Below are 12,787 nucleotides of genomic sequence, written 5' to 3'. Positions count from 1 at the left end.
CCCCGGAGTTTATTAAGCTCTTTAACTAACCGGCAACAGTTCGAAGAACCGGAACTGCCACGACCGCCTGGCCACGCCCGGGTCAGCGGTTGTCGTCGCGGTCGCGGATGGCGGCCGAGAGCGATTTGAGGAAGTCGGGGTTGTCGTCCGGGGCGACGAAGACCGGGCGCGGGCGCAGCGCGACCTTCGGGACCGGGCGGCCCTTGACGAACCAGGCGATGGCGCCGAACGGACTGACCAGCAGGATCGCGAACATCCAGGCGGCCCAGGGCGCGGTCCGGATCTCGTCCTCCTTGAAGCGGAGGCAGTCGACCAGGGCGATGATCACCAGCGCGAGGTCGAGCAGGAGCAGGAGAACGAAGACGCTTGCCATGCCTGCAGACGATCCCGGTCGTCGGGGCGGTCGGGTGGTCCCGGACGGGTGCCGGCCGGTGGCATCCGCCCGGGACCGGGGGACTACAGCGCGCTCGCGAGGGCCGGCAGATACCCGTACGTGTAGCCGTTGACGTTGGGGTGGAAGGAGTTCTGCGGCGGGACGACCGTGAGGCCGTTCAGGTACGGGCTCGAGGAACAGATGCCGTGGCCGGCGAATTCATCGCGTACGTCGGAGAACGTGAACCCCGCGGCCTGTGCTCGCGCCTGGATGACGTCGTTGAGCACCTGCGCGCCCTCGTTGAGAGCGCGGCGTTTGGTCAGGCTCATGCCGGTGAGCCCGCACGACGCCGACGCCGTGTCGAACAGGATCGGATAGCCCAGCACCACGACCTCGGCCCGTGGGGCCTTGCGCTTGATCGCCGCGTACGTCGCATCGAGCTTGCCGGGCAGGGTCCCGGTTATGTCCGTACGGGCCGTGGCGACCTTGGCCAGGCAGGCCGCGTCGGTGCCGACCTGGCAGCCGATCACGGTCGGCGCGAAGCCCGCGTCGTTGCCGCCGATGGTGATGCTGATCAGCTCGGCCCCGCTGCTCAGGAACGGGACCTGCAGGTTGCGGACGTCGCTGGTCACGGCGCCGCCGCAGCTGAGGTCGGTGAACGACTTGGGCTGGTTGCGGGCCGCCCACTGGCCGGGGTAGCCCTGCTTGCTGCGCAGGCAGAACACGCTCTGGCCGGGCGCGCCGACGCCCGAGGAGTAGGAGTCGCCGAGCGCGACGTAGTCGGTGACGGCGGGATCGACGGCCGCGGCGGCGGGGGCGGCCACGGCCAGCGAGAGCAGGGACGTAGTTATGAGACAGCCGAGAAGGGATAGACGCCTGCCCATCGAGTGGCCTCCGGTCCGTGGTGGGAGAGGAAGCCGGAGCGCTCCGGTTACTGAACGGTAATTCAGGGTGCCGAGAAAAGAAACACGGTGACATTCCTGTTACAGGGGAGTAACGTACGTCGATGTGACCAGCGTCGATATCGGACGGTGAGCACCCATTCACACGAGTGCCACAGGCGATCTTCAGGCTGCTGTCAGGCCGCGCGACTAGCGTCGCCCCATGGAAGAAGAACGGGCACGGCGGATCGTCGACACGCTGCGGGCGCGCAATGTCTTCGCCCATGTGAAACTGCCGCAGGCCGGCATCACCCAGTACGGCATCCGGGTCATGCTGCCCGACGGCCGCGAGGCGATCTGGGACAACGACGGCACAGCCGGGCTCGAGGCCCAGATCATGCGTAACGGTGTGCTTGTCGGGTTCGTGCCCTCGATCCCCGATTCCGAGAACTTCGGCGACGGCCAGATCATCGAGGCCATCGCCACCGCCGACTACGACCGCCCGGTGGGCCGGTCGATCCCGTCGCGACCCCGGCCCGGGCCGCCCGCGCCGCCCGCCCCGGTCACGCTGGCCCAGCGCCTGCGGGGTAGCTTCCGGTCCTGAGCCGCTACTCCGGGTCGGGGCTGATCAGCTCGATCAGGCGGTCGAGCGCGACCGGCCACAGCTCCGGGGTGAGGTTGGCCAGCAGCGTCTCGGCCATGTTGTGCGCGACCATGTCGATCCGCTCGCGCAGCACCGGGTCGTCCGGCATGGGCAGCGCTTCCGGCACGACCGGGGGCGCGGGCGGGGCGGACACGGGCGCGGGCTCGGCCTCGGGTTCCGCGTCGGGCTGCGTACCGAAATCGGCCGGTAGGTCCTCGGGGGCGCCGACCAGATGCAGGTGGCCGGTGGCCCGGGTCAGCGCCGTGTAGAGCAGCCGGTGCCCGCGGGGGTCGTCGTCGACGATGAACCCCGGCTCGACCACGATCGCGGCGTCGAACTCCAGACCCTTGGCCTCGTGCGGGCTCAGCAGCGTGATCGCCGGCCCCCGCTCGTCGCCCGGAGCCGTACCCCAGGAAAGCTCCTCGGCCCGCAGCGCCGCCTCGATCTCGTCGCGGCACCGGGCCGGGCAGATCACCGCGACCGAACGCCCGTCGGCCGCGTGATCGGCCGCCGCCGTCACCACGACCGCCGCCCGCCCGGCCGGTTCGACCGGCGCGATCACCGGGTCGGCCGGCCCCTCCCGCACGGTCGTCGGTGGCTGCACGGTGGGCGCCGCGGTCGGCAGCAACTCGGCCGCGAGGTCGAAGATCTGACGCGGGATGCGATAGCCGAAGTGCAGCTCGCGGTGCACGTGCGGCATCTCCGAGGGCAGGTGCGCGAGCACGTCGTGCCAGTCGTCGCGGGCCCACGGGCCGGTCGACTGGGCCATGTCGCCGATCACGGTCAGCGAACCGTTGGCCGAGCGGCGCGAGATCGCCCGCAACTGCATCGGCGAGAGGTCTTGCGCCTCGTCGACCACCACATGGGCGTACGTCTGCGGCTCGACCCCCGACACGTGTTCGGCCTCATCCAGCAGGGGCAGGTCGGCCTCGCTGAACGGCGGCTCCTCACCGGTCATCCGGAACAGGGCGTCGATCTCGCGGTCGGTGAACTCGCCCTCGGCCGCCGCGGTCAGCCGCAACCGGGAGCCGAACAACTCGGACAGGAACGTGGTCGCCTCGAACTCGGGCCACAACCGGTCGGCCAGCATGTCGGCCGCTTCCAGAATCAACCGCGGATCCTGCGTACCGGCTACGAGCGCGGCCCGCAGCAGGCGTCGCCGGTCGCCGGCCGGGGCCTCGCTGGCCTTGGCCGTGGTGATCACCCGCTCGATCGTGGCCGGGTCGAGCTGCACCACCCGTCCCCGGATCATGAGCACGGGCGGGATGGCCCGCTCCCGCGCCCGGTGCTTCTCGATCGCCCGCTGCAGCAGCCCGGCCATCCGCGCCTCGCCCTTGAGCCGGATCACGTGCGGCGCCTCGGGGCGGCCGGTGACCGCCTTGGGCAGCAGCCCGTCGATCGAGCTGTGCGCGACCCCCTCGTGCCCCCAGCCGTCGAGCCGGGCCCGGGTGCGCCGGGCGAACGCGTGCGACGGGCCCACCACCAGCACTCCGGACGCGCTCAGGGCGAGGTCGGGCTCGCTGATCAACCAGGCCACCCGGCGCAGCGCGGTGTCGGTCTTGCCGGTGCCGGGGCCGCCCTGGATGACCAGCACGCACTCGGGCGCGGTGCGGATCAGTTCGTCCTGGGCGGCGCCGATGGTCGCGGACCAGTCGCCGGCCTGGGCCAGCAACGGGTCCTCCGGCGCCGCCGGGCGGGTCAAGGTCAGCTGCCTTCGAGCGGCACTTCGAGGCGTACGCTGCCCCGCAGGTCGAGATAGACCCGGTCGGGCGCCCGCACGACTCGCAACACCACATCCGAGCAGTGCGGGCAGCGCGCCACCAGACCGGGCGAGTGCTGCCACACCATCAGCGTGGCCACGGCGTCGGTGTGGGTGCAGCCCGCACACATGTACCGGGCCGCTGTCACGTCGACCGCGAAGATCTCACGCAGGTCGCCGGCCATGGCGTTGCCGTCGAGCGCGGCGCCCGTCTCGCCGGGTTGTGTCACGACGTTCCTCCGAAGCGTTCGGTGCGGATCCGGCGCGGGTCGTGGCCGAGTGCGACCAGGATGTCCGCGGCCGTCTCGACGAACGTCGTCGGACCGCACACGAAACAGTCGGGTGCGAAGTCCGGCGGCCAACCGTACGTGTTCAGGGCGGCCACGTCGATCCTCTTCGGGGGTGCGGGCCAGTTGTCCGGCGTTTTCCGCGTGTAGACGTAGTGCACGTCGAGGCCGGCGTCGTCCCGGACCCGGCGGCGCAACTCGTCGGCGTAGAGCAGATCCTCCGGCGTACGCACCGAATAGATCAGCCGGAACGGCTGCTTCGTGCCGGCCATGGCCCGGGCCCGCACCATCGCCATCAACGGCACCACCCCTGAACCGCCGCCGATCAGCAGCACCGGCGCCGGCTGCTGGTCGCGCCAGACGAACCAGCCGCCGACCGGCCCGCGCAACTCGATCCGGTCGCCCGCCTCGACAGTGTCGGTCAGGTAGGGCGAGACCTCGCCGTCGTCGAGCCGCTGGACCGTCAGCTCGACCTTGCCCTCGGGGTGGGGCCAGGCCGAGGCGATCGAGTAGCTCCGCTGCGCGCGATAGCCGTCCTCGGCCGTCAGGCGCACGTCGACGTGCTGGCCGGGCAGGTGACCCGGCCAGTCCGGAACGTCGAGCACGAGCGTCCGTGCTGTCGGCGATTCCTGGTGGGCGGCGGCAACCGTCGCCGCCCGCCAGATCAGTCGCCCTGATACCGCTGTTCGCGCCATGGGTCTCCGTACATGTGATAGCCGGCGGCCTCCCAGAAACCAGGCTCATCCTCGGGCATCAGCTGAATGCCGTTGACCCACTTCGCCGATTTCCAGAAATACAGGTGCGGGATGAGGAGCCGGGCCGGGCCGCCGTGCTCGGGCTCGAGATCCTCACCATCGAACTTGTACGCCACCCAGGCCTTGCCGTCGAGCAGATCTTCCATCGGCACGTTGGTGGTGTACCCGCCGAAGCTGTGGACCATGGTGTAGTCGGCGGCCGACTCGACGTCGGCCAGCAGCGTGTCGAGCGAGACGCCACGCCAGGTGGAGCCCAGCTTGGACCACTTGGTGACGCAGTGGATGTCGACCGTGACGTCCTCGGCCGGCAGCGCCTGGAACTCCGTCCAGTTCCAACTCGTCTTGTCGCCGGTCTCCGTGGTGACGGTGAAGCGCCAGCGATCGAGCGGGATGCGCGGGGTCGGCCCGGCGGAAAGCACCGGGAAATCGTGGGTGAGGTACTGGCCGGGCGGCAGGCCGGGCACCGACTCACGCCGCCGGCCGCCGAATCCCCTGGAAATGATGCCCATGAGTGATGAGTAAACCGGATGATCTTCGCCTCCGACAGCGCCTAGAGCCGGATCACGTCGCTTGTGGCGCCCGCCACGACGACGCGGTGATCGAAGCCGGGAACAAGATCGACGAATCGGGCAATAGTGGTGGCCGGGTAGGTGCGGACGGTCACCCAGTCCGGGCCGTTCCACTGCTGGACCTCCACCGGCACGCCCTGAACGCCGACGATGGCGACCGTGAGCTTGCCCGAGCCGGGGCGGACGAGGCGGATGATCGGCTTGGCCGGCGTGGCGGACGGGGTGGCGCTGGGCGTCGGCGCCGGCGCCGGTACCTCGGTCGTGGGCGCCGGGGCCGGGGTGGTCTCGGTGACCGTCGGGCTGGGCGTGGCCGGGATCGTGGTCGGCGGCGTCGTGGCCGGGACGGTGATGGGGGCCGTGGCCGGAGCCGTGGTGGGCGCGGTCGTGGCCGGGGCCGGCGGGGTCAGGGTGGCCAGGGCGGCGGCCGCGTCGAGCAGACCGGCGCCGAAGTCGTCGTCGCGGCCCGGGGCGCCCAGGTCGGCGGCGGACGAGGTCAGGGCGGTCTCGATCCGCTCCGGGGTCAGGGCGCGGTCGCCCCCCTTCAGCAGGGCGGCCACGGCGGCGACGTGCGGGGCGGCCATCGAGGTGCCGTTCATGCGGATGTAGCGGTCGCCCGGGTACGTGCTGAGGATGCCGGTGCCGGGGGCAGCCACGTCGACGTAGCCGCCGCGGTTCGAATAGCCGGCCACGGAGTCGTCCGGGTTGGTGGCGGCGACGGCGATGACGCCCTCGTCGGCCGCCGGGAACAGGACCGGGCTGCCCGCGGCGCGCGAATTGCCGGCCGCCGCGACCACCACGACGCCCTTGTCCCGGGCGTACGAGATGGCGTTGCTGACCGCGGCGACCTGCCAGGACGAACTGATCGACATGTTGACGACGTCGGCGCCGTGGTCGACGGCCCAGGTGATGCCGTTGGCCACGTCCGACATGTAGCCCGAGCCATTGGCGCCGAGCACCCGGACCGGCAGGATGCGGGCGTGCGGGGCCATGCCGGCCACGCCGGTGCCGTTGCCAGTGAGCGCGGCGATCGTGCCGGCCACGTGCGTGCCGTGCCCGTGCGGGTCGACCGAAACGCCCTCGGTGCCGGTGATGAAGTCGGCGCCGGGCAGCACCTGACCGGCCAGGTCGGGGTGGGAGGCGTCGACGCCGCTGTCCACGACCGCGACGGTGACGCCGGCCCCGGTCGAGCGCGGCCAGGCGCCGTCGACCCGGGTGCGGGCCAGGTCCCACTGCGCAGGCAGGAACGGGTCGGCCTGGGCGATGCTGACCGGGGCGTCGAGCTCGACACTGACCGCGCCGGGTGCGCGCTGCCCGTCGGTGACCAGTCTTTCGGCTCGGCTGCGGTCGGTGACGGTACGGGCCGACACCACCGGGCGGCCGCCCCGGCCCACGGTGGTGCTGACTACGCGTACGGGAAGGGCCTTGGAAACGACCGGCGGAAGCAGATGCTGGGGGGCCGCCGTGAGGTTGCGGGTGATCGAGTGCCGGTCCGCCTTTTGACCGGAGGCGCGGGGGGCCTTTTGACCGTATGCGCGGGCGGCCCGCGGGGTCGTCACGTTCGGGTCGTTGGTGGCGGCCGGGTTGCCGCTGCTGACCGCGATCATCGGGGTGTGAACCGGGAGCGTGAACGCGACCGCGCTCAGGACGACGGCACCCACAACGTAGCGACGCATCTGCTTGTTCATGTCAGAGGATTCGTCAGCCCCGGTTGGCAGGCCGGGAAGCGAAGCGGTGCAGCTTGGTTCCGGTGGTTTTAGAGCGCTTTGTCCGTGTCGGTGGCACGATCGGGGCATGGGACGGGGGGAACACGCGCCGGTGACCGTGCAGGACGAGAACGGCATCTACCGTTCGCTGGCGCGGGAACGGCGCCACCAGCGGCGCAAGCAGTTGGGTGTGGGGCTGGCCGGGCTGGCGGCGCTGGGCGGGGCCGCATTCTTCGTGGTGCAGAGTCAGTTGGTTGATCTGTCGCGCAACACGGCGATCCGGGAGCCTCGGGTGATCGCGCCGGTGTCGCCATCACCGACGGTGTCGTCTACGCCGGCCACCCCGGCCTCACCGGTCGCGGCCGCGTCGCCGGGGCGGGTCAGCCGGTCGGGCGCGCGGCAGGAGGCCAGCCCGACCCCGCCACCACCGTCCCCGTCGGTGTCCGCACCGTCGGAGTCGACCGGGCTGGCGGTGGCGTCCACGCTCAACGAGCACAGCGAGTCCACCGGCAGCGGCCGGATCCGGGTGACGTCGGCCGAGTACGACCTGACCGGGCGGCCGGAGCTGGCCATAGCGGGGGACACGGGGTGGTTGGTGGGTGGGGCGCGCTGCACCAAGACGGTGCGCGCGGCCACGGGCGAGCAGGCCCGCGTGGTGCCATCAATGCTGATCTGCTGGCGCACCTCGGCCAGCCGCAGCGTCGTCACGGTCGCCGTCGCCGACCAGGGCCGCCCCTCCTCGGGCGACAGCGTCGCCGCCATCCGCCGCGAATGGAACCGCCTCAGCTGACTACTCGGCTTACCCCGCTCACACCCCGCCACGACATGTCTGGCTTGAGCCCGCTGAAGGCTGACGCAAGGCGAAACGTTTCGTCTCGCCGCGGCCGGGCTTGACCGCGAGACGAAACGGCTCGTTTCATCTCGGCCAGCCCGCGCCGGAACGATACGTCCCGTCTCGGCCGGCCATCGCGAGACGAAACGGTTTCGTCCGCTCTCGGCCAGTCCGGGCCAGAACGACACGGCTCGTCTCGGCCGGCGACCGCGAGGGGAAACGGCTCGTCCGCTCTCGGCCAGCCCGGGCCGGAACGACACGTTTCGTCGCGGCTGACCACGCCGAGACGAAACGTTTCGTCTCGGCGTGGTCGCCTCAGCGGAGACCAGCGCTGCCCTCTTACGCCTTTGCCGCGAGACGCAACGTTTCGTCTCGTCGTTGCGGGGTGGGTGGCTTGGGATGGGCAGGACCCCGGAGCGGGGGCTCCGGGGTCCTGGTCGGGCTGGGTCAGCGGACGGTGGCCGGCTTCGGCGCGAGCTTGGCCTTGGCGGCGGTCTGGGATCGTACGGTGAAGGTCGTGACCGACGAGGTGGTCTCGACCGAGGTGTCGGTGGCGGCGACGACGAGCTTCACGTCGAAGCTGGCGTTGGCCGTGACCGTGAAGGCGATGCGGCCGTCGGCGTTGGTCTTCGCGGTCGTGTAGCTCCAGTTGTTCATACTGGCGTTGGCCAGGGCGATCCGCACCGACTTGTTCGCCCACGGGCTGCCGGGCGCGGTGACCACGGTGTAGGTGATCGAGGCGGTGCCGCCCTTGGCGGGTGAGGTCGTCGAGGTGGCGACCGTGACCGTCGGGGTGAGCTTGGCGGGGGCCGTCTTGGTCGGCGTCGGCGTCGGGGTCGGGGTGGTGGTCGTGGGCTTGGTCGCCGACGGGGTCGGGGTGGGCGTGCTGGTCGCGGGCTTGGTGGCCGACGGGGTCGGGCTTGTGGTGGCCGGGCTCGTGGGGGCGGTGGTCGCCGGGGTGAGGGCGGTGAGGGCGGCGACGGGGTCGATACGGCCCGCGCCGAAGTCGTCGTCGCGGCCCTTGGCGCCGAGGTCGACCGCCGTGTTCTTGAGGGTGGTCTCGATCTGGTCGGGGGTCAGCGTGGGCTGGTACGCCTCGAGGAGCGCGACCACCGCGGCCACGTGCGGGGACGCCATCGAGGTGCCGTTCATCGTGGCGTAGCCGGTCTTGCCGCCGAGCGCGGTCGGGTAGGTGCTGAGGATGCCGGAGCCGGGGGCGGCCACGTCGACGTAGGCGCCGGCGTTCGAGTACGTGGCGACCTTGTCGGACGAGTCGGTGGCGGCGACCGCGATCACGCCGGCGTCGGCGGCCGGGTAGCTGGTCGGGCTGTTCTTGGCGCGCTCGTTGCCGGCCGCGGCGACGATCGTGACGCCCTTGCTGCGGGCGTACGTGATGGCGTTGGTGACGGCGGTGACCTTGGAGGTCGAGCCGAGCGACATGTTGATGACGGTGGCGCCGTGGTCGGCCGCCCACACGATGCCCTCGGCGACGTCGGACATGTTGCCCGAGCCGTTGGCGGCCAGAACGCGTACGGGAAGGATCTTGGTGTTGGGAGCGACGGCGCTGATCCCCTTGCCGTTGCCGGTGACCGCGGCGATCGTGCCCGCGACGTGCGTGCCGTGCCCGTTGGCGTCGGTGCTGACGCCCGCCTTGTCGGTGGTCGCGTCGAAGCCGGTGAGCACGTTGGCCGCCAGGTCGGGGTGCTGGGCGTCGACGCCGGTGTCGAGCACGGCGACGGTGACGCCGGCCCCGGTCGACTTCGTCCAGGCGTCGGCCACGCGGATCTTCGAGAAGTCCCACTGCTGGCTGCGGTACGTGTCCGAGCCGGCGGGCACCTCGGTGGCGGTGGCGACGGCGTCCAGCTCGACGCCGACCGCGTTCGGAGCCGACTGCCCGGCCTTGACGGCCTTGGCCGCGGCCGACTTGCTGGTCGCAGTCGTGACCTTGATGACCGGCCGTCCGTCGGCGTCGAGGGTCGTGGTCACCACGCGTACGGGCTTCTGCGCCGATACCGCGGCCGGGAGCAGCCGCTCGGGCGCTTCGGCCAGGTTGTACGTGGTCGGCGTGTACGACGTAGCGGGCTGCCACTCGCTCACGGCGGTGACGTTGCCGGGCAGGGCGATCGCAGCGCTGCCGGCGATCGCGCCGATGGCCAGCGCGCCCACCGCGTAACGGCGCAGGTGCTTCTTCATGGTCGTCCTCCCCGATTGTGGTCGAGCAGAACGGTCGGCCGGTGCCGCGATTTCGTCAGGCAAATGCCCGGTGCAGCTCGGTTGCGTGACCGGACGCGCCGCAGGTCACAGCCGCAGTCCGGCTGTTTCGTAATGAAAAGTCCGGATTTCCTCGACCATGGAGTGGGAGAGCCGTCGTCTCTCGGCGGCCAAGCCATCGACATGGGGGACTACGACATGACCGAGGACGGTCGGCAGCGCGACGACACCATCTCCGCCACGACGAGACCCGTCTCCTTTCGGAAGAGGAAACTGGCCGTCGGTGCCGTAGGCCTCGCGACGGTGCTGGGCACCGGTGCATTCCTCGTGGCCGACCGGGCCGGCGACGAGAACATTCCGGCGGAGGGCCGGGTGGCGTTGACGCCGGAGGCGGCGGAGTCGCGGTTCGGCGGGACGGAGCCAGATGTCAAAAGGGCTTCACCGACGGAGGAGACGCCCAGCTCCTCGCCGAAGGCGTCCCCGGCCACGGTGATGCCCTCCGTACCTGCGGAGGTCCGCAAGAAGATCGAGGACGCCCGCCGGAAGATGGCTGAGGACGGGGTTCCGGTCCAGGGCGCGGTCGAGCAGCAGATGACTAGCGCCGGCCAGCGGCTTGCCGTCACTACTCAGGAGACGCGGACCAAGGGGGGCACCCTCACGGTGACGGCGGCCCGGGGAGACCTGACGGGGCAGGGGCGATTGGCGAATGTGTCGGGTGGCGTGGGGCGGCATCGCGGTGTGCCGTGCTCGCAAACCTTCCAGTTCAGCGCTCAGGCCGTGCCCGCGAAGAAAGACAATCTGTTGATGTGCTGGCGGGTCACCGCGAACAAGAGCGTGGTGGCCATGGTGGTCGACCTCGACGGCAAGCCGTCCCGCGACAAGGCGGTCGACGCGATCGACAAGAAGTGGTCCGAGATGGGTTGAAGTCATGGCGGCAACGAGAACGGCCCGGAGCTCAGCTCCGGGCCGTTCTACTGCTGTTCGATCACTTAGTTGGCGGCCACGGTGAAGGTCGCAGCGCTCGAGATCGTGGAGTGCTTGGTCGCGTCGAGGGTGTCGGTGTCGTTGACCACTACGACCGTGTAGGTGCCGGCCGGCACAGCTCCGGCGACCAGGTTGCCGGTCGCGTCGACATCCTTGGTGAGGTCGAGGTCGCAGATGATCTCATTGAGACCGATCTTGGTCACCCCGGTGCACTCGCTGACTACGCCGCCGTCGCTGAACGCTTCGTCCGGCGCGCCGGTGTTGTTGGCGAACCAGCTGTTGTCCACCAGCAGCACGTGGGCCTTGTCGGCAGTCGGCGCGCCACTTGCCGGGAAGTCCTCGAAGTCCAGGGCGCCGAAGCCGGCCCCCAGCACATCGAGCGTGATGTTGGTCGCGCCGGGTGCGGCCCAGTTCGGGGCGATGTTGATGCCGTAGTTGAACGTGAACGGGGTGTTGCTGGTGGTTACGGTGCCCGCCGCCGTCGTGATGCTGATGTCAGCCGGACCGGCCGCCCGGGCCGTCGTGGTGCCGACCAGACGGGTGGCGGAGGTGGTGCGGACGTCGGTCAGGGCGGAGCCGCCGATCGAGACGGTCAGCAGGGCGTTACCGAGCGGGAACGGGAATCCGGTGCCGGTGATGGCGACCTCGGTACCACCCTGGGCAGGGCCTGTCGCGGGCGTTGGCGCGGTGATGGCCAGCACCGGCGCCACGGTGTACGCGACCGGAGCGACCAGGAGCGGAGAGAGCGCGGTGGCCTCGCCGTAAACGCAGACGTTCCAGTCCGTGGTGGCCTGGCCGGGCGTGGTCGCGATGCTGGTCACCGGGAGAGTCGCGGCCAGCTTGGTTCCACTGATGCGACGGACGGTCGCCGCGTACGGCGCCGCGCCGCTGCCCACGGCGTAGGTTGCCGGGCACGTGACGGTGGTCAGGGTGACACCGGGCGTCGGCGATGCCGGGAAGGTGTTGGCCGCAGTCGTCTGGACCGTGATGGTCGAGGCGACCCCGGAACTACCCGACCGCGGGCTCAGCGTCGCGGGCGGCAGCACCGAGTAGGTGGCGCTGCTGGAACCTAGAAGCGCCGAGTTCGTAGCTGTGCCGTTGTAGAGGCAGACGTTGTAGGCGCTGCCGAGGGAAAGGCCGGCGGGCACCGTGACGGCGGCGGCGCTCGTGCTCGACTTCGTGGCCGTGGCCGCGAAGTTGCCGGCGGGAGCCACGTTGTACGTCGTCGGGCAGGTGGCTGTCGTGAAGATCGCGCCGACCGTCGACGCCGTCCCGATGAAGCTGCCGGTTCCGGTGAAGTTGACCGCGTTTCCGCCGGCGATCGGGCCGGCGGTGCTGCTCAGGACCGGCCTGGTGTTCGCGACGCTCACGGTGATCGCGTCGGACGTGGCCACCAGCGGCGAGGCCGAGACCACGGTCTGACCGGCCGCCACGCCATAGATGCAGAGGCGGTAGGTGCCGGCAGCCAGGGTCTGGTCGGCCACTGTCGCGTCGGCCGCGTTGTCGTTCGTCCGCGTGGCGGTCACCGTGGTGCCGCTGGTGCCGTAGGTCGTCGGGCAGGTGGTGGAGGTCGTTGTGCGACCAGCCAGAACTGACGCCGAGGCCGCCGGGAACGCACCGGTGCCGCTCAGGGTGGTGGTGAAGCCACCACCGACGGGTCCAACGGCCGGGTTGGCCGTGACCGCGGTATTGGCGGCATAGGCGGGTGCCGCAATGCCGGCAACGACCACGGCGGCGGATGCCGCCACCGCTACGCCAGCTCGGAGCGAACGGGAGCCGCTCGAAGTTTG

General features: G+C 70.8%; 12 protein-coding genes. 3 read left to right on the top strand and 9 right to left on the bottom strand.

The features are described from left to right. Positions 1-82 precede the first annotated feature (82 nt). Together M1L60_RS21570 and M1L60_RS21565 are read right to left on the bottom strand one after the other, a co-directional pair. Positions 83-373, bottom strand: a complete 291-nt coding sequence (locus M1L60_RS21570) for a PLD nuclease N-terminal domain-containing protein (protein WP_253239264.1) — start codon at positions 371-373, stop codon at positions 83-85. Positions 374-456: 83 nt separating this feature from the next. Continuing rightward, a complete protein-coding gene (locus M1L60_RS21565) occupies positions 457-1,257 on the bottom strand; it encodes an SGNH/GDSL hydrolase family protein (protein WP_253239263.1) in 801 nt (266 codons plus the stop codon). A 220-nt stretch (positions 1,258-1,477) separates the two neighbouring features. Here M1L60_RS21565 and M1L60_RS21560 point away from each other — a divergent pair, with 220 nt between their 5' ends. Next, positions 1,478-1,858, top strand: a complete 381-nt coding sequence (locus tag M1L60_RS21560; protein ID WP_253239262.1) for a hypothetical protein — start codon at positions 1,478-1,480, stop codon at positions 1,856-1,858. Positions 1,859-1,862: 4 nt separating this feature from the next. On the opposite strand, the gene M1L60_RS21555 is transcribed toward M1L60_RS21560, so the two are convergent. From M1L60_RS21555 to M1L60_RS21535, 5 genes are read right to left on the bottom strand one after another with little or no spacing between them, the layout of a single operon-like run. Continuing rightward, positions 1,863-3,599 (bottom strand): UvrD-helicase domain-containing protein, encoded by a 1,737-nt coding sequence (locus M1L60_RS21555; protein ID WP_253239261.1) that lies wholly within the window; start codon positions 3,597-3,599, stop codon positions 1,863-1,865. A gap of 2 nt (positions 3,600-3,601) precedes the next feature. Then, positions 3,602-3,886, bottom strand: a complete 285-nt coding sequence (locus M1L60_RS21550; RefSeq protein WP_308208516.1) for a DUF6510 family protein — start codon at positions 3,884-3,886, stop codon at positions 3,602-3,604. Continuing rightward, the gene (locus tag M1L60_RS21545; protein ID WP_253239260.1) at positions 3,883-4,638 is read right to left on the bottom strand and encodes a ferredoxin reductase; all 756 of its coding nucleotides are present in this window, start codon (positions 4,636-4,638) and stop codon (positions 3,883-3,885) included. The genes M1L60_RS21550 and M1L60_RS21545 overlap by 4 nt, the downstream gene beginning before the upstream one ends. Then, positions 4,608-5,207 carry a sulfite oxidase-like oxidoreductase gene (locus tag M1L60_RS21540; RefSeq protein ID WP_253239259.1) on the bottom strand — a complete coding sequence of 200 codons (600 nt, stop codon included), beginning with the start codon at positions 5,205-5,207 and terminating at the stop codon, positions 4,608-4,610. Before M1L60_RS21540 ends, M1L60_RS21545 begins: the two co-directional genes overlap by 31 nt. A gap of 41 nt (positions 5,208-5,248) precedes the next feature. Beyond that, on the bottom strand, positions 5,249-6,940 hold the full coding sequence (locus tag M1L60_RS21535; RefSeq protein ID WP_253239258.1) for a S8 family serine peptidase: 1,692 nt from the start codon (positions 6,938-6,940) through the stop codon (positions 5,249-5,251). Positions 6,941-7,058: 118 nt separating this feature from the next. On the opposite strand from M1L60_RS21535, the gene M1L60_RS21530 reads away from it, so the two are divergent. Beyond that, positions 7,059-7,760, top strand: coding sequence for a hypothetical protein (locus M1L60_RS21530; protein ID WP_253239257.1), 702 nt, complete (start codon positions 7,059-7,061; stop codon positions 7,758-7,760). A 489-nt stretch (positions 7,761-8,249) separates the two neighbouring features. Here the strand turns inward: M1L60_RS21530 and M1L60_RS21525 are convergent, their stop codons facing one another. Continuing rightward, positions 8,250-9,995 carry a S8 family peptidase gene (locus M1L60_RS21525; RefSeq protein ID WP_253239256.1) on the bottom strand — a complete coding sequence of 582 codons (1,746 nt, stop codon included), beginning with the start codon at positions 9,993-9,995 and terminating at the stop codon, positions 8,250-8,252. Between the two features lie 216 nt (positions 9,996-10,211). Here M1L60_RS21525 and M1L60_RS21520 point away from each other — a divergent pair, with 216 nt between their 5' ends. Continuing rightward, complete coding sequence (locus M1L60_RS21520; RefSeq protein WP_253239255.1) at positions 10,212-10,937, top strand: hypothetical protein; 726 nt, start codon at positions 10,212-10,214, stop codon at positions 10,935-10,937. Between the two features lie 65 nt (positions 10,938-11,002). Here M1L60_RS21520 and M1L60_RS21515 read toward each other — a convergent pair whose 3' ends face one another. Beyond that, entirely contained in the window at positions 11,003-12,745 is a 1,743-nt protein-coding gene (locus M1L60_RS21515; protein WP_253239254.1) for an IPT/TIG domain-containing protein, read from the bottom strand. Between the last annotated feature and the right edge of the window lie 42 nt (positions 12,746-12,787).

It is taken from the genome of Paractinoplanes aksuensis (assembly GCF_024137025.1).
GTDB classification, from domain to species: Bacteria; Actinomycetota; Actinomycetes; order Mycobacteriales; family Micromonosporaceae; genus Actinoplanes; species Actinoplanes aksuensis.
This window is presented reverse-complemented; position numbering and strand designations above follow the sequence as displayed.

Bases quoted from the DNA above. Each gene is read 5' to 3' on its own strand.
- M1L60_RS21545 (WP_253239260.1), bottom strand. From the start codon at position 4,638: ATGGCGCGAACAGCGGTATCAGGGCGACTGATCTGGCGGGCGGCGACG.
- M1L60_RS21525 (WP_253239256.1), bottom strand. From the start codon at position 9,995: ATGAAGAAGCACCTGCGCCGTTACGCGGTGGGCGCGCTGGCCATCGGC.
- M1L60_RS21520 (WP_253239255.1), top strand. From the start codon at position 10,212: ATGACCGAGGACGGTCGGCAGCGCGACGACACCATCTCCGCCACGACG.
- M1L60_RS21535 (WP_253239258.1), bottom strand. From the start codon at position 6,940: ATGCGTCGCTACGTTGTGGGTGCCGTCGTCCTGAGCGCGGTCGCGTTC.
- M1L60_RS21560 (WP_253239262.1), top strand. From the start codon at position 1,478: ATGGAAGAAGAACGGGCACGGCGGATCGTCGACACGCTGCGGGCGCGC.
- M1L60_RS21565 (WP_253239263.1), bottom strand. From the start codon at position 1,257: ATGGGCAGGCGTCTATCCCTTCTCGGCTGTCTCATAACTACGTCCCTG.
- M1L60_RS21530 (WP_253239257.1), top strand. From the start codon at position 7,059: ATGGGACGGGGGGAACACGCGCCGGTGACCGTGCAGGACGAGAACGGC.
- M1L60_RS21570 (WP_253239264.1), bottom strand. From the start codon at position 373: ATGGCAAGCGTCTTCGTTCTCCTGCTCCTGCTCGACCTCGCGCTGGTG.
- M1L60_RS21540 (WP_253239259.1), bottom strand. From the start codon at position 5,207: ATGGGCATCATTTCCAGGGGATTCGGCGGCCGGCGGCGTGAGTCGGTG.